We start from the raw sequence: 26,917 nt of genomic DNA on the forward strand, positions 1-26,917 counted from the left end.
TTAAATTTTATATATTTTTATTTTATTAATTTTATAAAATTTAGCTTTCATTTTTTAGCATTATAGCTAACTCTTTAGCATGATAAGTAATAATAAGTTTTGCACCTGCTCTTTTAAATGCTATCATTGTCTCATATAAAACCTTTTCATAATCAATTACACCTGCTTTTTCTGCAGCTTTTAACATAGCATATTCGCCACTAACATTGTAAACACATAAAGGCAAATTTGAATGAAGTGAAATTTCTTTTACTATATCAAGATAGGCAAGAGCTGGTTTAACCATTAAAATATCAGCCCCTTGTTTTTCATCCTCTAAACTTTCCTCTAGAGCTTCTTTGGCGTTAGCAAAATCCATTTGATAGCTTTTTCTATCGCCATAACTAGGAGCTGATTCTGCCACATCTCGAAATGGTCCATAATAGCTTGAAGCAAATTTGGTAGAATATGCCATAATAGGCAAATTTTCAAAACCTTCTTGATCAAGTGCTTGACGCAAAGTTTCAATTATACCATCCATCATTCCACTTGGTGCTATCATATCAACTCCTGCTCTAGCATGAATTAAAGCTTGTTTAGCTGAAATTTTTAAAGTTGCGTCATTATCCACACTTTTAGTTTTTGAGCTAATAATACCACAATGCCCATGATCTGTATATTCACAAAAACAAAGATCGCTAATGATAAAAAGATTAGGAAATTCTTTCTTAATTTCTCTTATACTTCGCGCAATTAAACCTTCATCATCAAGCGCATCGCTTCCACAACTATCTTTTTTATCATTTTCAAGAACTCCAAAAAGTATAATCGCTTTTATTCCAAGATCAAGAATAATTTTACATTCTTTTAAAATTTCATCCAAACTCATTTGAAATACATTTGGCATAGATGGAATTTCTTTTTTTATGTTCTTACCATTAACAACGAAAAGAGGATATATTAAATCATTAATACTTAAAAAATTTTCTCTCACCATTGATCTTAAATTTTCATTCATTCTAAGTCTTCGAAAGCGTTTAAACATTTTTTGTCCTTTTTATGCTAGAATTATTTTAAAATTTTAACATAAATTTATACACGAAAGCGACTAATGACTATAAAAATTTCAGAAATAGCTAATTTACCTAGTAAATGGGGAAATTTTAAAATACAAAGTTTTAAAGAAAATGATAAAGAACACCTATGTATCTTTAAAGATGAACCTAAGGATATATTAAATCTTAGAATTCATTCAGAGTGTTTAACAGGAGATGCCTTAGGAAGTTTAAAATGTGATTGTGGCGAACAATTAGAATTTTCTTTAAAATACATTGAGCAAAATGGTGGCATGATTATATATCTTAGACAAGAAGGCAGAGGAATTGGACTTTTTAATAAAGTAAATGCCTATGCTTTACAAGATAAAGGTTTAAATACTATAGAAGCTAATCATAAACTTGGATTCAAAGCTGATGAAAGAACTTATGAAATAGTAAATTTTATACTTAAGCATTATAAAATTTCTAAAATAAATTTACTTACAAACAATCCGGAAAAATTAGAAAGTCTCAAGGATAAAATTTTAATACGAGTACCTGTGCTTATTAATCCAAATCGTTTTAATAAAAATTATCTAGATATCAAACAATCTCAAATGGGACATTTGCTTTGAATTTGGATTTTTTATACCCTATTTTAGAAAATTTTAATCAAAAAGATTTTGAAGAAAAGATAAAAATTTATCAAAAAAATTTGATCAATTTTAATAAAGTTCATAATCTAACTCAAATTCAAAATATCGAAGAAAATATTATAGATAGTATAAAAATTCTTCATTTTTTTGATTTTACAAAGGCAAAAAATATAGTTGATATAGGTAGTGGAGCTGGATTTCCTGCTATTTTTTTAGCTTTTTTACTTAAAAGTAATTTTTATCTTTTTGAGCCAAATCCTAAAAAAGCTGCTTTTTTAAGAACAATAAAAATAGAGTGCGATTTATCTTATTTAAATATTTGCAAAGAAAAGGCTCAGGAAAATAAAAATAATATTAAGGCTGATGTTATTACCTCTAGGGCCTTAATGGATGTAAAACCTTTAATGCAAATTTGCAAAGATCTAAGTTCTAAAAAAACCATTTTTATTCTATGGAAAGGTAGTGAAATTTATAAAGAACTCAAAGATTTAGAAAATAAAAAATATAAAATTTTTGAAAACGGGTTTAGAAGATATTGTATTTTAAGTAGTTAAAAAGCTACTTAAAATTATTTTACTATATCTGCACTAAAAGTAAGATCTACTAAAGGCCAAGAAATTCCTCCGTGTCCAGGAGCTGCATCACTTAGAGCTTTTAAAGCTTCTGAGCTATTTTTAAATGCATGCAAATCAAGTTGTCCCTTAGCAACAAATTTATCATTATCTATAGTATAACTTAAAGGAACTATTATACTTTTTTTATTCATGGTAATTTTAGCAGAAATAAGACCTTTATTATTTCCAGCAACAATATCTTCAAACATTACTTTAATATCTGACTTATCTAAGAATTTTGGGAAAAATACTTTAGTAATATTATGAGTAATTACATCATTTCCCTCCCCCATAAATGCACTACTTGGCTTAATCACAGCCTTTGCACCTTTTAAATATCCTACCAAATCTTTAGCTTTTTTGGAAAAATAATATTTTACATCCTTAAATTCTCCACTAACTCCAACCATATCTTTGGTTTTGTAACCTTCAAAATCAACTTTTAAACTATCTTGCTTAAAAGAAAACGCGCTTAAATTTGAAGCAAGCAATAAAGAAACTGCCGCACTAAGTAAAATCTTTTTCATTTTGTTTCCTTTATAATGAATTTTAAAATGACTTTACATTATAATACATATTTTTAAATAAAAAATATTTTCTTTTAAAAATATTTTTATTACCAAAGAATTCCTTTAAACAATAAAGTTAAAAAATATCCTCCTATTAATAAAGCTATCCCTAAAAACAAAGCTAAACCGAAAACTCTAGCACCGCTTTTTAAAAATTTTTTAAAATCTATTTGCAAACCTAAAGCTGCCATAGCAAAAACAATACAAATAGTGCAAAGATTTCTTCCAACATTTACAATAATACTAGTTTCAATCCCTAAAAAGCTTTCTTTATTAGCTAAATAAGTATTAAAAACTATCATTGCTAAAAAAGCAAAAGCAAAATAAGGGATAGTAAGAGTTTTAGCAGTTTTTCCATGACTTGAATGTTGATTTTTTGCAACAAAGTAAGTCACTATAAGTAAAAATGGAACAAGTAAAATAACTCTCATCATTTTAATAATAATTGCAATATTTGCAGCTTTTTGATCAAAATTAGCCATATCTTTTGCCATATCTGCAGCTCCTGCAACATTGGCTACTTCATGCAAAATTGCTCCCATATAAACCCCCATGGCATTTTGATCAAAACCAGGAATAAGATCAAAAGCAAAGCCAAAAGGACATAAGAACATAAAAATCAGTCCGAAAATAACTACAGTTCCTACAGCCAAAATACCTTTAAAAGGATCACTTTTTAAACTTGATTCTAAGGCTAATACAGCTGCTGCTCCACAAATAGCGCTACCAGCACCTACAAGCATAGAGGTTTCTTTATCAAGTCTAAATATTTTTGTTCCAACAATAACAGAGGTAATAAAAATAAAAGTTACCACAATAGCAGAAAGAATAAATCCATTAAAACCTACACTTAAAAGTTCAGTCAATGTAATATTAAAACCATATAAAACTATACCTAATCTTAAAAGCTTTTTAGCACTAAAATGAACTCCAGCTTGAAAGGTATGTTGATACTTAAAAAACCAAGGAGAGAGTAAAACCCCAATAATAATAGCAAATGCAGTAGCAGCAAGATGGGTAGCATCTTTAATACTTTGAATATTCGAAAGATACATAGAACAAGCTACGATACATGCTGTAAAAATCAAGCCTTTAATATTGGATTTAATTATACTCTTAAGATGTTTTGTATTCATTAATATTTCCTTTCTAATAAAATATAAAATATTACTTTAATTAATATTTTATTGAAATTATAATTATTTTTATAATATAATAAAAATATATTATTTCAATTTTTATGATAAAATATTTTAATGAAAACTAGTAAAAGGCTAAATCAATGACGATGAAAATTAAAGATATGGAAATTTTTTTAGATCTTTTAAATACAAAAAGTCCTACTTATACAGCTAGCAATTTTGGCGTGACACAATCTAGTATTTCAATTATAATTAAAAATATTGAGCATAGTTTAGGAGGAGTTTTATTTGAAAGATTGGGTAAAAAGTTATTACCTACCCCTAAAGCTTTATTTTTAGGAAAAATTTGGATGAGATTAGTTCAAGAATACCATAAAAGCTTAAAAGATTTGCATAATGAAAATATACTTTTAGGAGATATAAAAATTGCAGCTACTCAAAGCATTGTCGAGCATTTTCTTGGTACTATTTTATTTGAATTTAAATCAGCTTTTCCGCAAATTAAAATACATTTTCAAACAGAGAATTCAAAAGAATGTCTTAATTTATTAAAAAATGGTCATATAGAATTTGCCTTAATTGAAACAGAATTGAATCCGACTTTATTGGAATATGAAGATTTGGATATGCAGTTTTGGAAAAAAGATGAACTCATTGTTGCAAGTAGTGATAAAAAACTTAGCAAAAAGGAATTTTTTATTGACGAATTATTGGATGAAAAATGGATCTTAAGAGAAATGGGGTCTGGTCTTAGAGATAAATTTTTAAATGAAATTGGCTCTACTGCCAAAAAATTAAAAATATTTTTAGAAATCGATAGGATGACTGCTATTAAAGAAATTGTTTTACAAAAAGGAGCAATTTCTGTTTTTTCAAAAAAAAGTATAGAAAGAGAATTAGAAAGTAAAATTTTATATGAAGTAAAAATCAAAAATATCAATTTTGAGCGTAAATTTTACACCCTAAAAAGAAAAAATTATAATTTTAATCGAGCTTTAGAGAAGTTTGAATTTTTTCTAAAAAATTACAAAATTCAATAAAAAAATTATAAAAAAGTTAAGCATTATTGTGGTAAAATCAAAGGTTATAATCAAAAGTTTTAAGGAAAAATTCAAATGAATGCTAAAACTCAAAATTTAGAACTTGAAGAATTATTTAAAGAAAATGAAGAAGACTATATCACTTATGAAAAGTTAGTCAAATATCTAGATAAACAACCTACTAGCACTACTGTTAAAAAAATCGCCGCTCTAATGAAAAAACACAAAGTGCAATTATTTTCAGCTGCGGAAATTGCACAAATGAAAAATATTGAAGATGCTAAAAGACTACAAGAAGAAAAACAAAAACTTCAAGATACTAGCCTTGAAAACGAATTTGATCTAGCTAATGAAAATGATTTGCTTGAATGGAGTAGATCTGATTCTCCCGTGCGTATGTATTTAAGAGAGATGGGACAAATTGCACTTTTAAGCAAAGATGAAGAAGTTGAAATTTCAAAAAAAATTGAACTTGGTGAAGATATTATTATTGATGCCTTTTGTTCTGTGCCTTATCTTATAGATTTTATTTTGGATTATCGCGAACCTTTAATTAATAGAGAAAGAAGAGTTAAAGAACTCTTTAAAAGTTTTGATGATGAAGAAAAAAACGGAGATAAACTTGATGATATTGATGAAGAAGAATTAGAAAATGAAGAAGAATTAGAAAATGAAGAAGATACCTCGAAAAAAAACAATAAAAAAGAAGACGAAAGAACCTTAAAAGTTATAGAAAAATTTAAAGCTCTTGAAAAGGCAAAAAAAGATTGGTTAAAAGTTTCCAAAGATAAAGAAAGCGGCGATGAACTTTTAGATAAATTAGGAATTGCATTTAAGAAAAATATCTTGAAAGAAAAATTAATGGATTTAGGACCAACTTCTAAATTAATTAGCGAAATAGTCAAATCAATAGAAACAGCACTCAAGAGTGATGAAGAATTTGATAAAGAACTCAAACGTCTTGAATACCGTTTACCTATGTTTTCAGAAGAATTAAAAAATCGTCACGCCGATATACTTAAAGATATCACAAAACTTAGCAAAGAAGAAATTACAGAAAGAGCTCTTGAAGCTACTATGGTAAGTACTTATATGGAAATTAAAAAACTTTTTCAAACAAAAGAAGCAAGTAAAAAAAGTTTTGATTTAGAAAAAGAACGTCTCAAAGAAATCGTAGAACAAATTAAACGAGGTAAAAAAATATCAGATGAAGCAAAAACTAGAATGGCAAAATCAAATTTACGTTTAGTTGTAAGCATAGCGAAACGTTATACTAATCGTGGATTACCATTTTTAGATCTTATTCAAGAAGGCAATATAGGTCTTATGAAAGCTGTTGATAAATTTGAATATAAACGAGGATATAAATTTTCAACTTATGCGACTTGGTGGATACGCCAGGCTATTTCAAGAGCAATTGCTGATCAAGCAAGAACAATAAGAATTCCTATTCATATGATAGAAACAATCAATCAAATCAACAAAATTATACGAGAACATTTGCAAAAAGATGGTAAAGAACCTGATGTAAATGTTATAGCTAAAGAAGTTGGTTTAAATGTTGATAAAGTAAAGCAAGTTATAAAAATCACCAAAGAACCTATTTCTTTAGAAGCACCAATTGGTAGTGATGATGATGGTAAATTTGGAGACTTTGTAGAAGATAGAAATTCTCTTTCCCCTATAGATCATATACTCAAAGATGATTTAAAAGAACAAATAGATGAAGTTTTGGATCAACTCAATGAAAGAGAAAAAACCGTTATTAGAATGCGTTTTGGTTTAATGGAAGATGAAAGCGACAGAACCTTAGAAGAAATAGGAAAAGAACTTAATGTTACACGGGAAAGAGTACGCCAAATAGAAAGCTCAGCTATAAAAAAATTAAAACACCCTAAAGTAGGTAGAAAATTAAAAAACTATATAGAGGGTTGGAAGTAAAATTTTCAAACTTTACTTCCAATTTAAAGGCATCTTTTTTTCATACTCATTATTTTTGCTAAAATAAAACCACAAATAAAACCAAATATATGCCCATACCAAGCTATATTTACTCCCATCATTAAGGGAATAAAACTCATAAGTAAAATTGCAATAATAATTCCTAAAGTGCTCTTTCTATCTAAAAAAGCAAAATAGCCCATTAAAACACAAATTGCCCCGCTAGCACCTATAAGATTAACACTAGAATCAAAAAAATAAATATATACAGCACTTAAAAGTGAACAAAGTATGCCACCAACAAAATAAATCAATAAAAAATATACCTTTCCTAAATATTTTTCCAATATACTACCAAATTGAAAAAGTACAATCATATTAAGAATAAGATGAGTTAATCCTGCGTGTAAAAACATGGAGCTTAAAATTTGCCAATAATTACCCTTAAAAAATAAAATATTTAGTCCAAATAAACCATAAGTACTATAAGGTGTGATAAAATATATTATAATATTTAAAAAAATTAAAAATAAAGTGATCAAATTTAAAACCTTTGTTTAAAAATTGTAATATTTTCTTTAAATTCACATAAAATTCACATAAAATTAATTAGAATAATAAGAATTACATTTTAGGAAATTAACTTGAAATTATTTTTTTTAATCTTTATTTGCATTTTTTTTACCCACTTAAACGCTGATATTATTATATCTCCAGATAATCTGCCTGACAATATCAAGACTTTTATTAAAAAAAATTTTAATGCTTCCATAGGTATAGTCCAAAAAGATAGAAATTCTTATGAAGTTTATCTTAGCAATGGCTTAGAACTTGAGTTTGAATCTGATGGAACTTGGAAAGAAATAGAAAGCAAATTAGATCCTTTTGATTTTAATTTTCTTCCTTCTAATATTATTGATATTATAAAAAATAAATTTCCAAATATTAAAGCTAGGGAAATTGAGAGGAAAATCAATTATTACAAAATAAAACTTAGTAATGGAATAAAAATTTATATCGATTTTAATGGCACAATTTTACACAAAGGTTCAGACTACTAAATGAAATGTTTTTAAACACTTCATTTTTCTTCATTAAATAGGACTTTTAATAAGAAATGCTGCAAATTTATTAATATAAAATTAGTAGATTTTGGCTTCAGGGAAAAATCAAAAAAAATCTTGAATTACAAAATACTTGGTTTGATATCAAAGAAGAACAATGGGAAGGTAATTGCAACAAAAAAGAAATAGAATTCTTATATACACTTTTAGATGAAATAAATCAACATAATATGGACATTGGAATTATTACTCCATTTGTAGATATCAGACAAAATTTAACTGATATAACTGAAAAATATAAAAATTTAAAACATAGTAAAATCGGTACTATTCATACAATGCAAGGAAAAGAAGCAGATATAATCATACTTATTTTGGGTGGCAATAATGAAAATGCAAGAAAATGGGTATCATCTAAGCCAAATTTAATTAATGTCGCATTAACTAGAGCAAAAAATATTATTTTTATAATAGGAAACAAAGAAAACTACATCGAGCTTGATTATTTTAATCATTTAAAAAATATAAATACAATCACACCAAATTTATTTGATTAAATTTGAAATTAAATAATTTAGCAAAATGTTTTTTAAAATTTAACTAAAACCCCAAACTAAAATTTTTAATAATTCTTTAAAAATTTTAGTTAAAATGAGCACAATTAAAAGCCTAATCTCTATTAAAAAATAAAATGCTTTTTTATTTTTTAATACAAGCTTAAAACTTTGAAATAAAACTAACCAAATCAAAGCAAAAACCCATACGAATAAAAACTAAAAAGATAAATATTTTTCTAATTATAAAACTTTAAAAACCATAGTTACAACTCAATATAATAATATTTTTAAGAATAAAACTTTAAAAAGAACTATTAATTAAAAACATAAAATCAACTTTAACCTATAACAATAAAAACCTATATTATAAACCAAAAACTTTTTATTGTTTAAAAAGTATAACCTTAACTAGACAACCGATCTTAAGAGCAACTACTATTAATCAACTAACTTTTAAACAAACTATAAAATAAATTCCAAAAAAACACTAAAACATTTCTCATAAATCATTGAATAAACTCAAACTCTAAACTAAAATCCTTTTAAATAAATTAAAGCCTAAATAAAAGATATGAAAAATAAAGTATAAATTCTTTTGTAAATAATATAATGGATAGACTTAATAATCTTATAGGACAAACTAGGGTTTAGGTTAAATTTTAAAAACTATTTTTTACAAACACCTATCTTATTAAATCATTAAATAAACTAAAATCCTAAACTAAAAACTCCTATATACAATCAATTCACAAACTAAAACAACAAAAGCTAAAACATACAAAGTATTCAAATAAAAAAATAAAAGGCTAATTTAACAAGATCCATAAAACTCATTTTAATAAGACTAACCCTAAAAAGCTTAACTATACAAGACTAACTTAACGATAACAACCAAGAAAAACAAAAACTAATCAAACATTAGCTAAAGAAACAAGATAAAGCTACACAAGCAAATACAAACCTTAAACTAAATTCTTTTATTAAATAACCAAATCAAAGATATAAAAAATAAGAGATTAAACTAAATCAATCAAACATTAGTTAAAAACTATAATCTAAATTAAGACACAAATAAAAACCTTAAACCAATTAATAACTTAAAAAGTAAAATAAATCTATATAAATAACTAAGCAAACTAACATTAACTAAACTTATTATATTAAAAAGAATAAAAGATTAAATAAAGATTATAATTAAGAAGTAGAATAATAACAAGTCCGCAATGAGCTACTTTCCCCCTGCCAGTAAGGCGTAGTATCATCACCCACGATGTGCTTAGCTTCTTGGTTCGGGATGGAGCAAGGCGTTTCCACATCTGTATAATCACGGACATTGTTATTTAAATATTCTTATTAAAAATACTTAAAAAACAATGTTAAAAGCAAGTTAAAAACTTTACTCTTTCTTTTTAAGGTAAAAACCTTAACAAGGAAGTGATGCTTATTAAAAAGATAAGCCAAACGCTCTATTAGTACTGGTCAGCTAAAAGACTTTCATCCATTACACACCCAGCCTATCAAACTAGTAGTCTTCTAGAGAGCTTAGAGAAGATTCATCTTAGAGTTGGCTTCACGCTTAGATGCTTTCAGCGTTTATCCTTTCCAAACTTAGCTACGCTGCGATGCTCTTGGCAGAACAACAGCTACACCAGTGGTTTGTTCAACCCGGTCCTCTCGTACTAGGGTCAAATCTCTTCAATCTTCTTACGCCCACGGCAGATAGGGACCGAACTGTCTCACGACGTTCTGAACCCAGCTCGCGTACCGCTTTAAATGGCGAACAGCCATACCCTTGGGACCTGCTCCAGCCCCAGGATGCGATGAGCCGACATCGAGGTGCCAAACCTCCCCGTCGATGTGAGCTCTTGGGGGAGATCAGCCTGTTATCCCCGGGGTACCTTTTATCCTTTGAGCGATGGCCCTTCCACACAGAACCACCGGATCACTAAGACCGACTTCTGTCTCTGCTTGACTTGTATGTCTTGCAGTTAAGCTGGCTTATACCTTTATACTCTACAAACGATTTCCAACCGTTTTGAGCCAACCTTTGTAAGCCTCCGTTATTATTTGGGAGGCGACCGCCCCAGTCAAACTACCCACCAGACATTGTCCCACTTGAGGATAACTCAAGCTGGTTAGCTACCCAAATAAGAAAGAGTGGTATCTCAACAATGGCTCATATACAACTGGCGTCATATACTCAAAGCCTCCCACCTATCCTGCACATTCTTATCCAAATAGCAGTGTCAAGCTGTAGTAAAGGTCCACGGGGTCTTTCCGTCTTGCCGCGGGTAGGAGGAATTTTCACCTCCACTACAATTTCACTGGATCCCTCTTTGAGACAGCTCCCATCTCGTTACGCCATTCATGCAGGTCGGTATTTAACCGACAAGGAATTTCGCTACCTTAGGACCGTTATAGTTACGGCCGCCGTTTACTCGGGCTTCGATCAAGAGCTTCGCTAATGCTAACCCATCAATTAACCTTCGAGCACCGGGCAGGCGTCACACCCTATACATCCTCTTACGAGTTAGCAGAGTGCTGTGTTTTTGGTAAACAGTCGGGAGGGACTCTTTGTTGTAAGTTTCTTCGCTTTCGGAGTAAATCCTAGTACAGAGCGAACCACACCTTATACCGAAGATACGGTGCTATTTTGCAGAGTATCCTTAAAGAGAGTTCTTCCACGCGCCTTAGAATACTCATCCCACCCACCTGTGTCGGTTTACGGTACGGGCAACATTAGCTAAACTTAGAAACTTTTCTTGGCTCGACGGCATCAGCAATTCTTCTATCCATCCGAAGACTTCAAAAAGCCTGTCAGTTCTCGGAGTATTCTTATACGGATTTGCCTGTATAAGCTCCTACAACCTTCGACTAGCACTTCCATCCGCTAGCTTGCTTAGCCCTAAGCGTCCTTCCATCGCACACTAATGTTGGTATTGGAATATTAACCAATTTGCCATCACCTACCCCTTTCGGACTCGGCTTAGGACCCGACTAACCCTACGATGACGAGCATCGCGTAGGAAACCTTGGGTTTACGGCGTTAATGATTCTCACATTAATTATCGCTACTCATGCCTGCATGCTCACTTCTATTCGCTCCAGCACTCCTTACCGGTATACCTTCGACGCAAATAGAACGCTCTCCTACCACTTGACAAAGTCAAGTCTACAGCTTCGGTACTTACTTTAGCCCCGTTATATTTTCCGCGCAAAATCACTAGACCAGTGAGCTATTACGCTTTCTTTAAAGGATGGCTGCTTCTAAGCCAACCTCCTGGTTGTTTAAGTAACTTCACATCGTTTTCCACTTAAGTAAGATTTAGGGACCTTAGCTGGTAGTCTGGGTTGTTTCCCTCTTGACGACGGATTTTATCACTCGCCGCCTGACTGCTGTGATTACATATAAGGTATTCGGAGTTTGATAGGGTTTGGTACATTGGTGTATGCCCTAGCCCATTCAGTGCTCTACCCCCTTATACTACGACACAACGCTATACCTAAATATATTTCGGAGAGAACCAGCTATCACGAAGTTTGATTGGCCTTTCACCCTATCCACAAGTCATCCCGGGGCTTTTCAACGCCTATGGGTTCAGTCCTCCACTAGTTCTTACACTAGCTTCAACTTGCTCATGGATAGATCACTTCGTTTCGGGTCTGCAGCATCTGACTAAGCGCCCTATTCAGACTCGCTTTCGCTACGGCTTCGCGTGTGCTTAACCTTGCCAGACACCACAACTCGCAGGCTCATTATGCAAAAAGGCAGTCCATCACCCTGGTTTGCACCATAGGGCTCTGAATGATTGTAAGCAAATGGTTTCAGGTTCTATTTCACTCTGATCACCTCAGTTCTTTTCACCTTTCCCTCACGGTACTTGTGCACTATCGATCTGGTATTAGTATTTAGGGTTGGATCGTGGTCGACCCAGCTTCAGACAAAATTCCACGTGTTTCGCCCTACTCAGGATACTGCTAGCTAAAGTTTGGTTTTCGCATACGGGACTATCACCCTCTATGGCTATACTTTCCAGAATGTTCTGCTAACCTCACTTATTGCACATTGCAGTCCTACAACCCCCAATGCAAGCATTGGGTTTGCCCTCTTACGCTTTCGCTCGCCGCTACTGACGTAATCTCTATTGATTTCTTTTCCTGAGGGTACTAAGATGTTTCAATTCCCCTCGTTCGCTCCTATATTAGGTAATGTATATCTCTATACATTGGGTTGCCCCATTCGGAAATCTACGGATCAAAGCTTCTTGACAGCTCCCCGTAGCTTATCGCAGTCTAGTACGTCCTTCATCGCCTTTACCAGTCAAGGCATCCACCATTCGCTCTTAGTAGCTTACCTTTTTACCTTTTTTAGTTGATTCTAAAACGCATCACTTCCTTGTTAAAGTTTTTATAATAAGACTTCTTTAATATCTGTCTTAAGACGGAAAGCATTTAAACACTTATATTAAGCAACAATATAAGCTGTGAAGTTTAAAACTTATTCTTTAAAAAAGAAATAAAGAAAGAAAATTAAATATATTTTTTAATTTTTTATTTAAATATTTATTTATGATAAAAAATAATTAATAAAGCACTAAAAACATTAATTTTAAATTCTTTTTAGTTTTTTAAAGAAAAAGACAGTGAAGTTTTATTCTTTAACAAGTTCAGTAAAATTGTTTTTAAAACTTGCTTGTGACTCTTAACATTGGTAAGTAAAAGAACATAACTTTAGTAATTTTTTTATAAAATAAAAAATATTTCTAAAGTAAAAACTGGAATTATATATACAATAAGCTTAAAATAAGATGAAACAAAAAGTGAAAATCTCACTTTTTGTTTTAATTATTTAGTTTTATATCCTCTAAAAGCAAAAAATAAAATATAAAAATAGCACAATAATGGGACTATATAGGAAATAAGCAAATTAAAATAATCAGCAACTAAACCTTGCACTGGTGGTATTAAAGCTCCACCAACAATAGCCATGCTAATAAGTCCAGAGGCTCTACTTGTGAATTTACCTAGTTTTTTTGTCGCTAAAGAAAAAATAGTTGGAAACATAATAGAATTAAAAAGTCCTATCACTAACAAAGCTATCATGGCAATTTTTCCACCAATTAAAATAGCTATTATAATTAAACAAATGTTGATAATAGAATTAAATGCTAAACATTTATTTGGAGCGATTTTAGTCATGATAAAGCTTCCTATAAATCTTCCTATCATAGCTCCACCCCAATAATAAACTATATACTTTGCTGCCGTTATTTCTTTAATGTTTGCAAATTTTTCCATAGTTAAAATTAAAAAAGAACCTATAGATACTTCAGCTCCAACATAAAAAAATATAGCTGCTGCTCCTAGAACGAAATGAGGATATTCAAAAAGACTCTCTTTTTTATCATAATTTTCCTCACTAACCACTTCAGTTCTTTTCCTTATATCTGGAAGTTTTAAAAGATATATCACAATAGCTAAAAGAATTAAAATTCCAGCAATTGCCAAATAAGGAATTTGAACAGATTGAGCTTCTTCTAACTTACTTGCATATTTTACAGTATCTGAAAGTATAAAAGCAGCACCAAAAATTGGCCCCAAGGTCGTCCCTAAAGAATTAAAAGCCTGAACTAATGTTAAAGCTGTAGCTTCCTTTCCTGGAGCAAGTAAAGTTACAAATGGATTCCCAGCTGTTTGTAATAAAACAACTCCACTTGCCAATATAAAAAAAGCTCCTAAAAATATAGAATATGAAGCCATAGAAGCTGCTGGATAAAACAAAACACAACCAATGGCTGTTAATATAAAACCTAAAACGATCCCTACTGGATAACCAATCTTCTCTAAAAGCTTACCAAAAACTCCACCAGTTACAAAATAAGCTCCAAAAAAGCAAAATTGCACTAAAGCTGATTCAAAATGGTTAAGTTCAAATATTACTTTAAGATGGGGTATTAAAATATCATTTAATACCGTAATAAATCCCATAACAAAAAATAAAGCTGTTAAAGCTACTAATGCAAAATTATTAGACTTAGTTTGCATATTTTTCCCTTCTAAATTGAATTAAAATTTTTATAAATTTGTATTAGATGTTTTGTAGAGCTATCGTGCTCTTGAATTTTTCCACCTTGAAGCTCTGATAAAATAGTTTTTACAAGTTCTTTACCGAGCTCAACTCCCCATTGATCAAAACTATTAATACCCCAAATTACGCCTTGAACAAAAATTTTATGTTCATATAAAGCGACCAAAGAACCTATGCTTTTAGGATTAATTTCATTAAGTAAAATAATATTACTAGGTCTATTACCTGAAAAAACCCTATGAGGTGCAAGTTTATGAATTTGCTCTTCGCTAAAACCCTTACTAGACATTTCTTTTTGAACTTCTTCAAGTGTCTTTCCTTTCATAAAAGCTTCAGCTTGAGCAAAAACATTACTAAGTAAAATTTCATGGTGCCCTGGCAAACTTCCTTTTTTACTCAAAGATGCAATTAAATCAATAGGGCTTAAATGTGTTCCTTGATGTAGAAGCTGAAAAAAAGCATGTTGGGCATTAATACCTGTATCACCCCAAATAATTGGGCCTGTGTCATAATCAACTTTTTTTCCATCTTTTCTAACCTGCTTACCATTACTCTCCATATCTAACTGCTGTATAAATTTAGGGAGATATTTTAGTACAGAATCATAAGGAGCTATAATATGGCTACCAGCATCAAAAAAATTTATATACCAAACACCGATTAAACCTAAAATGACGGGCATATTTTTTTCAAATGGCTGGTTATAAAAATGTTCATCCATTATATAAGCACCTTCTAATAAAGATGAGAAATTTTCTTTACCTAAATAAATCATAATAGACAAACCTATGGCAGACCATAAACTATAACGTCCGCCAACCCAATTCCAAAATTCGAACATATTATTTGAATCAATTCCAAATTCTTTTACTGCTTCTTTATTGGTTGAAACTGCTACAAAATGTTTTGCAATATATTTTTCATCTAAAGCATGATTTAAAAACCATTTTCTAGCTGTAAATGCATTAGTTAAAGTTTCTTGAGTTGAGAAAGTTTTAGAGGCTACTATAAATAAAGTTGTTTCAGGATGTACCTGATCTAAAACACCTTGTAATTGTGCTCCATCCACATTAGAAACAAAATGCATATGCAATCTTGGATGTCCAAAATTTTTTAAAGCTTCGCAAACCATTAAAGCTCCCAAATCAGATCCGCCTATACCTATATTTACTATATCTGTAATCACTTGATTTGTATATCCAAGCCAAGCACCAGAACGCAAAGAATCTGAAAAATTTTGCATTTTTGTTAAAACTTCTCTAACATTGGGCATAATATCCATATCATCAATCATAATTGAATGATTGCTCTTATTTCTTAAAGCAGTATGTAAAACAGCTCTATTTTCGGTTGTATTAATCTTTTCACCTTTGAACATAGCTATCATTTTTTCTTTTAAAGAACATTCATTGGCTAGATTAAACAATAATTTTAAGGTTTCATCATTGATGCGATTTTTTGAATAATCAAGCTTTAAATAATCTGTCTCAAGAAAATATCTCATTCCTCTATTTTGATCTTCTCTAAATAGATCTCTCATGTGCACATCTTTTATGTTTAAAAAATGATTGTGCAACTCCTTATAAGAATTTAAATGTGTTAAAGATTTCATTTTTCACCTTTCACTTCTTTTAAAGAATAATCTTTTAAATGATTTTCCAAAGCAACCGCAGCTCCACTAATACCCGGATATTTTGCTAAAACCACATAAACAGGAATAGCAGCCAAATAAGCATCAAATCTTCCTTTATTTTCAAAACGAATTCTAAAAGGTGATGTTTTGAAATAATCAATAAATCTAGGAATAATTCCTCCGCAAAGATAAACTCCACCTCTAGCTCCTAAAGTTAAAGCTAAATTTGAAGAAACTGTACCCAACATAGCGCAAAATATATCTAAAGTTAATCGACACAAAGGCGAATTACCACTTAAAGCTTGCTCGCTAATAAGTTCTGGAGTCATTTTAGAATGCTTAATACCTTCTCTATTAGCTAAAGCTTCATATATAAGCACCAAACCCGCTCCACTTAAAAAACGCTCAGCTGATACATGACCATATTTTTTCTTTGCATACTGCCAAATCATTATTTCAGTATCATCAAAAGGAGCAAAACTAACATGCCCGCCTTCTCCAGCTAAAGCAGTATATCCGCACTCATTGCAGGGTATTAAACCACTCACTCCAAGTCCTGTTCCAGGACCTAAAACAGCTTTTGGCGCATATACCTCACAAGAACTTCCACCAACTTGCATCAATTCAGAAAGTGGCATTTTGGTTATAGCATAAGCTTGAGCTGTAAAATCGTTAATTAAGATTAAAGATTCCAAATTTAAAGCTTGTCTTGTTGTCTCGATTGAAAAAGCCCAATGATGATTTGTCATTTGAACCCAATCACCCAAAACAGGATTAGCAATAGCAAAAGCGCCAAATCGAACTACTGGATTGCCAACTTTACTTAAATAAGTTTTTGCTGCATCAACAACGGTATTGTAATCTTGACAAGCTAAAACTTCAACATTATCAATTTTACCCGGCATAACTTCCAATGCAAATCGAGCATTAGTGCCCCCAATATCAGCTAAAAGTCTTGGATATGATTTTTTATTTTGAGAAGTAGACATTGCACATTACCTTTTTTGAATGAAGTATATAAGATATAGGAAATTTAGGATTTAAACCCTTAGTAGCCTCATTGAAAACGAGTTGCTTTTCTCTTGTGGCTATAGATAAAAATAACTCATTGCAATTTTCTAATGCTGATAAAGACATGGAAAGTCTTTTGTACGGGGCATTTTTAGGAGTTACTGAAACAATATTTTTTTGAGTTGTTAAAGCAAAGTTGATTTCGTCTGCTTCAGGAAATAAAGAAGCTGTATGACCATCTCCGCCCATACCAAGAATAGCAATATCAGGTTGATTGTAAAATTTATTTGCATTTTTAACCAAATCTTCTAAAGAAAGTTTACAATCTTTAAAAAAAGGTTTAAAATGTGCTTTTTGGGCTAAATTTTTTAAAAAATGCATTTTTATTAACCTTGCATTACTATCTTCATGATCAAGTTCAACTATTCTCTCATCAACCAAAGAAATATTGCATTTATCCCAAGTACAAGCTTTTTTACTTAGCATGTCTAAGAATAAAACTGGAGACTTTCCTCCAGAAAAAGCTAAATTTACACTTTGCTTATCTGATAAAATTTGATCAATAGATAATACAACAGCCTCAACCAAAGCCTTATTACAAGACTTCAAATCTGAAAATTCATGCATTTTAAATGCCATTTTTCCTCCATTTACTGCTTCATAAATTTAATTAAATAAAGTGTAACAGAGTTTTGCTTATAATCATCAAAATAAACAAAAATTACTGAAAAATTTAAACAAATTTGTTTCATAATTACTCAAATTTTGTTTTAATATATTAAGCATTATACCATTCACGTTGATCTTTTTGAATCAAATCAAACGATTCCTTAGGCCCCCAGCTTCCTGCAAAATAAGAATATAAAGGTGTTTTATTATTTTTCCAATTTTCTAAAATAGGATCAATCCAAGCCCAAGCGGCTTCTAATTCTTCTTTATGATTAAAAGAAGCTTGATTGCCCTCTATAACATCCAAAATTAATCTTTCATATGGTTGCATAACTAAAGTGCTATTTAAATTTAAAATTAGATTATTTTCCTCATAATCCATTGTTTTACCAATTTTTTTTACTTTTAAATTTAAAGAAATTTGATTTTCTGGCTGTAAACGTATTATAAGTTTATTAGGATGGATATCTTGATATTGTTGATCTTTAAAATAAATAACAATTTGGGCAAAAGAGTTAGCCATTCTTTTACCTGTTCTAATATAAAATGGGACATTTTTCCAGTTTTCATCTAAAAGCTCAACTTTTATAGCGACAAAAGTTTCTGTTTGACTATTTTCTTTAATATTATCTTCATTTAAATAGGCTTTAAATTCTCCTGATTGGCTGTATTGAGCCCTAATAACATTTGTTTTTATATTTTCATCATCTAAAGGTTTTAAATTTCTTAAAAGTTGTAATTTTGCACTTCTTATAGAATTAGCATCAAGAGTATCTGGTATTTTCATAGCAACCAAAGAAAGAATTTGCAAAATATGATTTTGAATCATATCTCTTAAAGCACCCGTGCTATCGTAAAATTCTCCTCGACTTTCCACTCCTAAAGTTTCAAAAACGCTAATTTCAACATAATCAATATAATCTTTTTTCCATAAAGAAGTAAAAATAGGATTAAACCTTCTTAAAATTAAAAGATTTTGTATACTTTCTTTTCCCAAGTAGTGATCAATTCTATAAATTTGTTTTTCATTATAATATTGTGCTATTTCATTATTTATAGCTTGACAAGATTTTAAATCCATACCTAAAGGTTTTTCTAAAATAATCTTAACTCTCTCATCATTCAAACCTACTGATGCTAAATTTTTACATGCCTTAATAAAAAATTCTGGAGACACTGAAAAATAAATAACTATATTCTTACTTTCACTATTTATTTTTTCTTTTAAAAGTTCAAAGTCTTTTGTTTCATTTAAATTTATACTTAAATAATCAATATTGTGTGTAAATTCTTCCCATTTTTTATCATCACAATTTTTTATATGAATTTTTGATTTATGACTCATCTTATCCTTAAATTCATCAACATTTAACAAACTTCTACCAGTTGCGATCACTTTTCCAATATGAGGTAAAAAACCATCTGCATAAGCTTGATAAAGAGAAGGGAAAATCTTTCTCATAGCTAAATCTCCAGTGGCTCCAAATAAAATAAAATCGAAACTTTGCATATTTTCTCCTTAATTGTATGAAATTAATATCAAAAACTTTATTTTTAATTGCTAAAAACATATTTTAGAATTTTTATCTAAAATTATGGCATAATTAAACATAAAAAATGCTACAATGAAAAACATAAATTTTAAATAAAGGATAAACATGGCATTAAATAAAATTAAACAAATAACTCAAAAAGTAAAAGAACGTAGTAAAAAAACACGAGAACAATATTTAGAACGTATTCAAACCCATAAAGGTAAAATTCAAAGAAAAGATCTTGGATGTGCAAATTTAGCTCATGCTTATGCTAGTATACCTAAACATATTAAAGAAAGAATCAAAGAAAACAAAGATTTAAATTTTGCCATAGTTTCAGCTTATAATGATATGCTCTCAGCACACCAACCCTTTAAAAATTATCCAGATATAATTAAACAAGAACTTTTTAAAAATCATGCATTTGGACAATTTGCCGGCGGAACGCCTGCTATGTGTGATGGAATCACTCAAGGTTATGATGGGATGGAACTTAGTCTATTTTCAAGAGATGTCATAGCTATGAGTGTAGCTATAGCACTTTCACATAATGTTTTTGATGGAGCGTTTTATTTGGGGGTTTGTGATAAAATCGTTCCTGGACTTTTAATTGGAGCTTTAAGTTTTGGTCATTTACCGAGTATTTTTGTGCCTTCTGGCCCTATGACGAGTGGAATTTCTAATGATGAAAAATCAAAAACGAGACAACTTTTTGCTGAGGGAAAAATTTCACGTGATAAACTCTTAGAAAGCGAAATGAAATCGTATCATGATATAGGAACATGTACTTTTTATGGAACAGCCAATTCAAATCAAATGATGATGGAATTTATGGGACTGCACTTACCTAACTCTGCCTTCATAAATCCGAATACATCTTTAAGAGAGGCTTTAGTCAAAGAAGCTGCAAATCATATGACTCAAAATAAAATTTTACCTATAGGAGAGTTACTTGATGAAAGAAATATCATTAATGCTATGATAGGACTTATGGCTACTGGTGGCTCTACAAATCACACTATTCACTTAATTGCTATAGCTCGTGCAGCAGGAATAATCATTAATTGGGATGATTTTGACGCTATTTCAAATATTACTCCACTTTTAGCAAGAGTTTATCCTAATGGTAAAGCCGATGTCAATCAATTTGAAGCTGCTGGAGGTTTAGCCTTCGTGATTAATGAACTCTTAAAAGAAGGTTTATTGCATGATGATGCTAATACGGTAATGGGTCAAGGAATGCAAGCTTACACTAAAAATCCTTTCTTAATTGATGGAAAGCTCATCTATAAGGATGGGATAAAAGCAAGCAAAGAAGAAAATATTTTAAGAAATATAGAAAATCCATTTTCTAAAAATGGTGGTGTTAGAATTTTAAAAGGAAATATAGGAAGAGCTGTTATTAAAATTTCAGCTGTTAAAGAAGAATATCAAATCATTAAAGCTCCTGCTATGGTATTTCACTCCCAGCAAGAATTTTTAAATAAATTTCAAAATAAAGAATTACAAAAAGATTTTATAGCTGTCTTACCTTATCAAGGACCAAGATCCAACGGTATGCCAGAACTTCACAAACTCACTCCACCTTTAGGAATTTTGCAAGATCAAGGTTTTAAAGTTGCACTTGTTACAGATGGAAGAATGTCAGGAGCTTCTGGAAAAGTTCCAGCAGCAATCCATATGAGTCCAGAAGCTTTACTTGATGGTAATATTGCTAAAATTAAAGATGGGGATATGTTATTACTTGATGCAAAAAATGGAATACTTGAAATTCTTATCGATGAAAAAGAATGGAAGGAAAGAAAAATACCTAAGTTAGAAAAAGAAGAAATTTTTGGTTGCGGAAGAGAACTTTTCGCTGGATTTAGAACTCAAACTTCAAGTGCTGAAACAGGTGCAATGAGTTTTGGTGGATATTTTAAATAAGGAGACACAATGCAAACAAAAGAAATTTTAGAAGTAAGTAAAATCATTCCAGTTATAACTATTTATGATTTAAAAACAAGCGTAGATTTAGCAAAAGCTTTAATTGAAGGAGGGATTAAAATTTTAGAAATCACTTTACGTACTCAAGAAGCTATTGAAGCTATAAAACTCATATCAAAAGAAATTCCAGAAGCAGTTGTAGGAGCTGGAACAGTATTAAATACCAAGATGTTAGAAGAGGTAAAAAATGCAGGAGCTAAATTTGCTATAAGCCCAGGATTAAATGTTGTATTTGCTAAAGAAGCAAGAAATATTGATTTACCTTTAATTCCAGGTATTGCAACTGCTGGTGAATTAATGCTTGCCCTTGAATTTGGTTTTAAAAATTTAAAATTTTTTCCTGCTCAAGCTGCAGGAGGCATTAATATGTTAAAGTCATTTTCTGCTCCTTTTCAAGAAATTAAATTTTGCCCTACAGGAGGTATTAGCCTTGATAATATGAATGATTATTTAAAATTAGATAATGTTCTTTGTGTTGGAGGGTCTTGGCTTACTCCTAAAGAATTGATTTTAGATAAAAAATGGAATCAAATCACTCAAATCGCTAAACAAAGTTTGGGACAAATTTTATAAATGATTTTAAATGCAAAAACTAAATCAAAATCTTAAAAAAATATATAAAGAAGAATTTTTAGCTCAACAAGAACAAAGATATTTAAAAGCTTTAGAGGCTTTTAAAAAACATTATCCTAAGCATGATAATTTTAATTTTTACTCTTCATCTGGTAGAACAGAAATAGGAGGAAATCATACCGATCATCAACATGGTATGGTTTTAGCAGCTGCTGTAAATTTAGATATTATTGCAGTAGCTGCCCCCAACAATAGTGATGCAATTTGTATTAATTCTGAAAGTTTTAAATTAAAAGAAATCAAATTAAATAATCTTACTTTTAATTCAAATGAAATTGGAAGTTCAGAAGCTTTAATAAAAGGAATTTGTTCTAAATTTAAAGATTTGGGCTATAATGTAAAAGGTTTTGATGCCTATATCACTTCAGATGTTGTAAAAGGCTCAGGTCTTTCTTCTTCAGCTGCTTTTGAAAATTTAATTGGCACAATTTTAAATTATGAATTTAACAATGCTAATATTCCACCAACTCAAATAGCGTTAATAAGCCAATATGCGGAAAATGTTTATTTTAGAAAATCTTGCGGTTTAATGGATCAAATGGCTAGTGCTATAGGAGGATTTTCTTTTATGGATTTTAAAGATCCTCAAAAACCTATTATAGAAAAGATAAATTTTGATTTTTCGAATTGTAATTATCTTTTATGTATTGTCAATACTAAAGGAAATCACATAGATTTAACTCCTGATTATATTTCAATCACTAAAGAAATGCAACTTGTTGCAAAAGCTTTTAATAAAAAAGTTTTAAGAGAAGTAAATGAAAAAGATTTTTTTAATAATATTGCCTCATTAAGAACGAAAATTCACGACAGAGCCATTTTGCGTGCTATACATTTTTTTAAAGATAATCAAAATGCATTCAAAGAAGCTCAAGCTTTAAAAAATAATGATTTTGAAACTTTTAAAAATCTTATTAGAGATTCTGGAAATTCATCATTTAAATTTTTGCAAAATATTTTTTCTTTATCTAAACCCTTGGAACAAAATTTAGCTTTAGCTTTAGCTTTGAGTGAAAAAATTTTAAAAGATAAAGGCGTAAGTAGAGTTCATGGTGGAGGTTTTGCAGGGACAATTCAAGCTTATATACCTTTGGAACTTGTTCAAGAATATAAAGAAAGTATGAAAAATATTTTTGGCCAAGATTCTTGTCATATATTAAATATAAGAAATATAGGTGTAACAAAACTATGATTTACACTCTTATTGATCAACTAATTTTATATTCCTTGAAAAAAAAACTCATCAAACAAGAGGATAAAATTTTTCACATAAATAGTCTAATTGATCTTTTTGGATTGCAAGAATACAAACAAAGAAAAAAAATACCTAAAATGAAGCTTAATGAGATTTTAAATGCTCTGCTAGATTATGCTTGCGAAAATAAACTTTGTAAAAATGATAATATATCAAGATCTTTATTTTGTGTTAAAATCATAGGACTTTTAACACCTAAACCTAGCGAATTAATTTCTCAATTTAAACAATACTATCAAAAAAGTCCAAAAAAAGCTAGTGATTTTTTTTATCAATTTAACCAAAGCTGTAATTATATCAATGTCGATCAAATTAAAAAAAATATAAAATGGCAAACCCAAAGTAGTTATGGAAAGCTGGAAATTACAATAAATCTTTCAAAACCAGAAAAAGATCCAAAAGCAATTGCTCAAGCTAAAGAAAATGAAAATATCAATTATCCTCAATGTCTCTTATGTAAAGAAAATGAATATTATTCGGGAAATTATCATCATCCTGCTAGGCAAAATTTAAGAATTATACCTATAAAACTTGCTAATGAAAATTGGTTTTTTCAATACTCGCCTTATATTTATTATAAAGAACATTGTATTATTCTTAATCAAAAACATACACCCATGAAAATTTGTAAAAAAACTTTTAAACAATTATTTGATTTTTTAAAAATATTTCCTCATTACTTTATAGGATCAAATGCTGATTTACCTATAGTTGGAGGTTCTATCTTAAGCCACGATCATTTTCAAGGAGGTAGTCATATTTTTGCCATTAATAATGCAAAAATAGAAAAAAGGTATAAAATTAAAAATTTTGAAAATATAGATTTTGCCATTGTAAAATGGCCATTGTCTGTTATAAGAATTTCAAGTAAAGATGATAAAAAATTGATAGAACTTGCAAATTTTATTTTAAAAAAATGGAAAAATTATAGCGACAAAACTGTGAATATTTTAGCAAAAACTCAAAATACATATCACAATACCATAACTCCTATTGCAAGAATTAAAAATTCCAAATTTGAACTAGACTTAGTTTTAAGAAATAACAGAACAGATAAAAATCATCCATTTGGCATTTTTCATCCACATGAACATCTGCATAATATAAAAAAAGAAAATATAGGACTTATAGAAGTTATGGGATTAGCTATTTTACCACCTAGGCTTAAAGAAGAATTAAAACTTTTAAGTGATTATATCCTTAATGATAAAAATATAAATCATAATGAAAAAATCAAAAAGCATGCTCAATGGGTTCAACATTTCCTACCTAAATACAAAAATATTAATAACAATAATATAGAAAAAATTTTAAAAAGAGAAATATCACAATCATTTTTAGAAGTATTGAAAAACTGCGGAGTATTTAAACGCGATCAAAAAGGAATGAGAGCTTTTGAAAAATTTATAAATACCTTACAAAATAGTTAAAGAATTTAATATTATTATTTAATGGTGGGCCTAACAAGACTTGAACTTGTGACCTCACCCTTATCAGGGGTGCACTCTAACCAGCTGAGCTATAGGCCCTTATCATGGTGGAGAATAGCGGGATCGAACCGCTGACCTCCTGCGTGCAAAGCAGGCGCTCTCCCAGCTGAGCTAATTCCCCATAAATTAGCTTTTCATCAATCTTTGAAATCTAAACAAGGACGATTGAGTTTATATGAAGTAATAGTTGTGAGACTTATTACTTTGTACTCTAGAAAGGAGGTGATCCAACCGCAGGTTCTCCTACGGTTACCTTGTTACGACTTCACCCCAGTCGCTGATTCCACTGTGGACGGTAACTAGTTTAGTATTCCGGCTTCGAGTGAAATCAACTCCCATGGTGTGACGGGCGGTGAGTACAAGACCCGGGAACGTATTCACCGTAGCATGGCTGATCTACGATTACTAGCGATTCCGGCTTCATGCTCTCGAGTTGCAGAGAACAATCCGAACTGGGACATATTTTATAGATTTGCTCCACCTCGCGGTATTGCGTCTCATTGTATATGCCATTGTAGCACGTGTGTCGCCCTGGACATAAGGGCCATGATGACTTGACGTCGTCCACACCTTCCTCCTCCTTACGAAGGCAGTCTATTTAGAGTGCTCACCCGAAGTGTTAGCAACTAAATACGTGGGTTGCGCTCGTTGCGGGACTTAACCAACATCTCACGACACGAGCTGACGACAGCCGTGCAGCACCTGTCTCTAAGTTCTAGCAAGCTAGCACCCTCATATCTCTATAAGGTTCTTAGGATATCAAGCCCAGGTAAGGTTCTTCGCGTATCTTCGAATTAAACCACATGCTCCACCGCTTGTGCGGGTCCCCGTCTATTCCTTTGAGTTTTAATCTTGCGACCGTACTCCCCAGGCGGTACACTTAATGCGTTAGCTGCATTACTGAGATGACTAGCACCCCAACAACTAGTGTACATCGTTTAGGGCGTGGACTACCAGGGTATCTAATCCTGTTTGCTCCCCACGCTTTCGCGCCTTAGCGTCAGTTAAGTTCCAGCAGATCGCCTTCGCAATGGGTATTCTTGGTGATATCTACGGATTTTACCCCTACACCACCAATTCCATCTGCCTCTCCCTCACTCTAGATTACCAGTTTCCCAAGCAGTTTAATGGTTAAGCCATTAGATTTCACAAGAGACTTGATAATCCGCCTACGCGCCCTTTACGCCCAGTGATTCCGAGTAACGCTTGCACCCTCCGTATTACCGCGGCTGCTGGCACGGAGTTAGCCGGTGCTTATTCCTTAGGTACCGTCAGAATTCTTCCCTAAGAAAAGGAGTTTACGCTCCGAAAAGTGTCATCCTCCACGCGGCGTTGCTGCGTCAGGGTTTCCCCCATTGCGCAATATTCCCTACTGCTGCCTCCCGTAGGAGTCTGGACCGTGTCTCAGTTCCAGTGTGACTGATCATCCTCTCAGACCAGTTAAGCGTCATAGCCTTGGTAAGCCATTACCTTACCAACTAGCTGATACTATATAGTCTCATCCTACACCGAAAAACTTTCCCTATTCAACTTATGTTAAGTAGGAGTATGGGGTATTAGCAGTCGTTTCCAACTGTTGTCCCCCAGTGTAGGGCAGATTAACTATACCTTACTCACCCGTGCGCCACTAATCCACTTCTAGCAAGCTAAAAGCTTCATCGTTCGACTTGCATGTATTAGGCACGCCGCCAGCGTTCACTCTGAGCCAGGATCAAACTCTCCATAAAAATTATAGAAAGTTTAAATCTTTTTCTTCAAAGAAAAAGTATTTAATATATTTTAGATTAATAAAGAAAACTTTATTAACCCTAATAATTAATATAAATTTTGATTTATTATTGATTATAAAATAATAAATCTATTAATCTGGCTCAATCGATCACTTATTTAGATTTCAAAGATTGACTATAAGATTTGAATAACAATATTAAATTAAAAGAACAAAAACAAAAAATCTTTTTAAATCATTAAAAAATAAAATACTTTTTAATTTTTTAAATTAAAACATTTATAATGAT

19 protein-coding genes, 2 tRNA genes and 3 rRNA genes are annotated in these 26,917 nt (G+C 30.9%); 10 read left to right on the plus strand and 14 right to left on the minus strand.

What is annotated here, in order from left to right; all coding sequences use genetic code 11:
• Positions 1-40 precede the first annotated feature (40 nt).
• A complete protein-coding gene (gene hemB, locus ACD570_RS05545; protein ID WP_200283002.1) occupies positions 41-1,024 on the minus strand; it encodes a porphobilinogen synthase in 984 nt (327 codons plus the stop codon).
• 66 nt (positions 1,025-1,090) lie between these two features.
• On the opposite strand from hemB, the gene ribA reads away from it, so the two are divergent.
• Together ribA and rsmG are read left to right on the plus strand one after the other, a co-directional pair.
• A complete protein-coding gene (ribA, locus tag ACD570_RS05550; protein ID WP_337207588.1) occupies positions 1,091-1,651 on the plus strand; it encodes a GTP cyclohydrolase II in 561 nt (186 codons plus the stop codon).
• A complete protein-coding gene (gene rsmG / locus ACD570_RS05555; protein WP_337206985.1) occupies positions 1,648-2,226 on the plus strand; it encodes a 16S rRNA (guanine(527)-N(7))-methyltransferase RsmG in 579 nt (192 codons plus the stop codon). The genes ribA and rsmG overlap by 4 nt, the downstream gene beginning before the upstream one ends.
• Before the next feature lie 14 nt (positions 2,227-2,240).
• On the opposite strand, the gene ACD570_RS05560 is transcribed toward rsmG, so the two are convergent.
• Positions 2,241-2,813 (minus strand): hypothetical protein, encoded by a 573-nt coding sequence (locus tag ACD570_RS05560; protein ID WP_417904208.1) that lies wholly within the window; start codon positions 2,811-2,813, stop codon positions 2,241-2,243.
• Positions 2,814-2,902: 89 nt separating this feature from the next.
• Complete coding sequence (locus tag ACD570_RS05565; protein ID WP_337207591.1) at positions 2,903-3,991, minus strand: YeiH family protein; 1,089 nt, start codon at positions 3,989-3,991, stop codon at positions 2,903-2,905.
• A gap of 152 nt (positions 3,992-4,143) precedes the next feature.
• On the opposite strand from ACD570_RS05565, the gene ACD570_RS05570 reads away from it, so the two are divergent.
• Positions 4,144-5,037, plus strand: coding sequence for a LysR family transcriptional regulator (locus ACD570_RS05570; protein ID WP_200282989.1), 894 nt, complete (start codon positions 4,144-4,146; stop codon positions 5,035-5,037).
• A 75-nt stretch (positions 5,038-5,112) separates the two neighbouring features.
• The gene (gene rpoD / locus ACD570_RS05575; RefSeq protein ID WP_200282987.1) at positions 5,113-6,978 is read left to right on the plus strand and encodes an RNA polymerase sigma factor RpoD; all 1,866 of its coding nucleotides are present in this window, start codon (positions 5,113-5,115) and stop codon (positions 6,976-6,978) included.
• 23 nt (positions 6,979-7,001) lie between these two features.
• Here rpoD and ACD570_RS05580 read toward each other — a convergent pair whose 3' ends face one another.
• A complete protein-coding gene (locus ACD570_RS05580; protein ID WP_200282984.1) occupies positions 7,002-7,520 on the minus strand; it encodes a rhomboid family intramembrane serine protease in 519 nt (172 codons plus the stop codon).
• A gap of 102 nt (positions 7,521-7,622) precedes the next feature.
• On the opposite strand from ACD570_RS05580, the gene ACD570_RS05585 reads away from it, so the two are divergent.
• Both ACD570_RS05585 and ACD570_RS05590 read left to right on the plus strand, forming a co-directional pair.
• Entirely contained in the window at positions 7,623-8,039 is a 417-nt protein-coding gene (locus ACD570_RS05585) for a PepSY-like domain-containing protein (protein WP_337197334.1), read from the plus strand.
• Positions 8,040-8,257: 218 nt separating this feature from the next.
• On the plus strand, positions 8,258-8,599 hold the full coding sequence (locus ACD570_RS05590) for an AAA domain-containing protein (RefSeq protein ID WP_417904083.1): 342 nt from the start codon (positions 8,258-8,260) through the stop codon (positions 8,597-8,599).
• Between the two features lie 1,215 nt (positions 8,600-9,814).
• Here ACD570_RS05590 and rrf read toward each other — a convergent pair.
• The 7 genes from rrf to zwf form a co-directional block, all read right to left on the minus strand.
• Positions 9,815-9,931 (minus strand): 5S ribosomal RNA (rrf, locus tag ACD570_RS05595).
• Positions 9,932-10,047: 116 nt separating this feature from the next.
• Positions 10,048-12,956: ribosomal RNA gene (locus ACD570_RS05600) — 23S ribosomal RNA — on the minus strand.
• 488 nt (positions 12,957-13,444) lie between these two features.
• On the minus strand, positions 13,445-14,644 hold the full coding sequence (locus tag ACD570_RS05605) for a sugar MFS transporter (RefSeq protein ID WP_200283377.1): 1,200 nt from the start codon (positions 14,642-14,644) through the stop codon (positions 13,445-13,447).
• An 11-nt stretch (positions 14,645-14,655) separates the two neighbouring features.
• On the minus strand, positions 14,656-16,299 hold the full coding sequence (gene pgi / locus ACD570_RS05610; protein WP_200283374.1) for a glucose-6-phosphate isomerase: 1,644 nt from the start codon (positions 16,297-16,299) through the stop codon (positions 14,656-14,658).
• A complete protein-coding gene (locus tag ACD570_RS05615) occupies positions 16,296-17,309 on the minus strand; it encodes a glucokinase (RefSeq protein WP_200283372.1) in 1,014 nt (337 codons plus the stop codon). The genes pgi and ACD570_RS05615 overlap by 4 nt, the downstream gene beginning before the upstream one ends.
• Positions 17,290-17,970 carry a 6-phosphogluconolactonase gene (gene pgl / locus ACD570_RS05620; protein WP_337207770.1) on the minus strand — a complete coding sequence of 227 codons (681 nt, stop codon included), beginning with the start codon at positions 17,968-17,970 and terminating at the stop codon, positions 17,290-17,292. Before pgl ends, ACD570_RS05615 begins: the two co-directional genes overlap by 20 nt.
• Before the next feature lie 139 nt (positions 17,971-18,109).
• Complete coding sequence (zwf, locus tag ACD570_RS05625) at positions 18,110-19,510, minus strand: glucose-6-phosphate dehydrogenase (RefSeq protein ID WP_337204620.1); 1,401 nt, start codon at positions 19,508-19,510, stop codon at positions 18,110-18,112.
• Between the two features lie 148 nt (positions 19,511-19,658).
• Here zwf and edd point away from each other — a divergent pair, with 148 nt between their 5' ends.
• Genes edd through ACD570_RS05645 form a run of 4 tightly spaced genes read left to right on the plus strand, consistent with a single transcriptional unit; the run spans position 19,659 to position 24,839 of the window.
• Positions 19,659-21,461, plus strand: a complete 1,803-nt coding sequence (gene edd, locus ACD570_RS05630) for a phosphogluconate dehydratase (protein ID WP_337207768.1) — start codon at positions 19,659-19,661, stop codon at positions 21,459-21,461.
• A gap of 9 nt (positions 21,462-21,470) precedes the next feature.
• The gene (locus tag ACD570_RS05635; protein WP_239820570.1) at positions 21,471-22,094 is read left to right on the plus strand and encodes a bifunctional 4-hydroxy-2-oxoglutarate aldolase/2-dehydro-3-deoxy-phosphogluconate aldolase; all 624 of its coding nucleotides are present in this window, start codon (positions 21,471-21,473) and stop codon (positions 22,092-22,094) included.
• 10 nt (positions 22,095-22,104) lie between these two features.
• Complete coding sequence (locus tag ACD570_RS05640) at positions 22,105-23,346, plus strand: galactokinase (protein ID WP_417904209.1); 1,242 nt, start codon at positions 22,105-22,107, stop codon at positions 23,344-23,346.
• On the plus strand, positions 23,343-24,839 hold the full coding sequence (locus ACD570_RS05645) for a UDP-glucose--hexose-1-phosphate uridylyltransferase (RefSeq protein WP_417904210.1): 1,497 nt from the start codon (positions 23,343-23,345) through the stop codon (positions 24,837-24,839). Before ACD570_RS05640 ends, ACD570_RS05645 begins: the two co-directional genes overlap by 4 nt.
• A 22-nt stretch (positions 24,840-24,861) precedes the next feature.
• On the opposite strand, the gene ACD570_RS05650 is transcribed toward ACD570_RS05645, so the two are convergent.
• From ACD570_RS05650 to ACD570_RS05660, 3 genes are all read right to left on the minus strand, one after another.
• A tRNA-Ile gene (locus ACD570_RS05650) sits at positions 24,862-24,938 on the minus strand.
• A 6-nt stretch (positions 24,939-24,944) separates the two neighbouring features.
• A tRNA-Ala gene (locus ACD570_RS05655) sits at positions 24,945-25,020 on the minus strand.
• A gap of 94 nt (positions 25,021-25,114) precedes the next feature.
• Positions 25,115-26,626, minus strand: a 16S ribosomal RNA gene (locus ACD570_RS05660).
• Positions 26,627-26,917: the final 291 nt, after the last annotated feature.

Source organism: Campylobacter sp. LH-2024 (assembly GCF_048270605.1).
In the GTDB taxonomy this organism is placed as follows: Bacteria; Campylobacterota; Campylobacteria; order Campylobacterales; family Campylobacteraceae; genus Campylobacter_D; species Campylobacter_D molothri.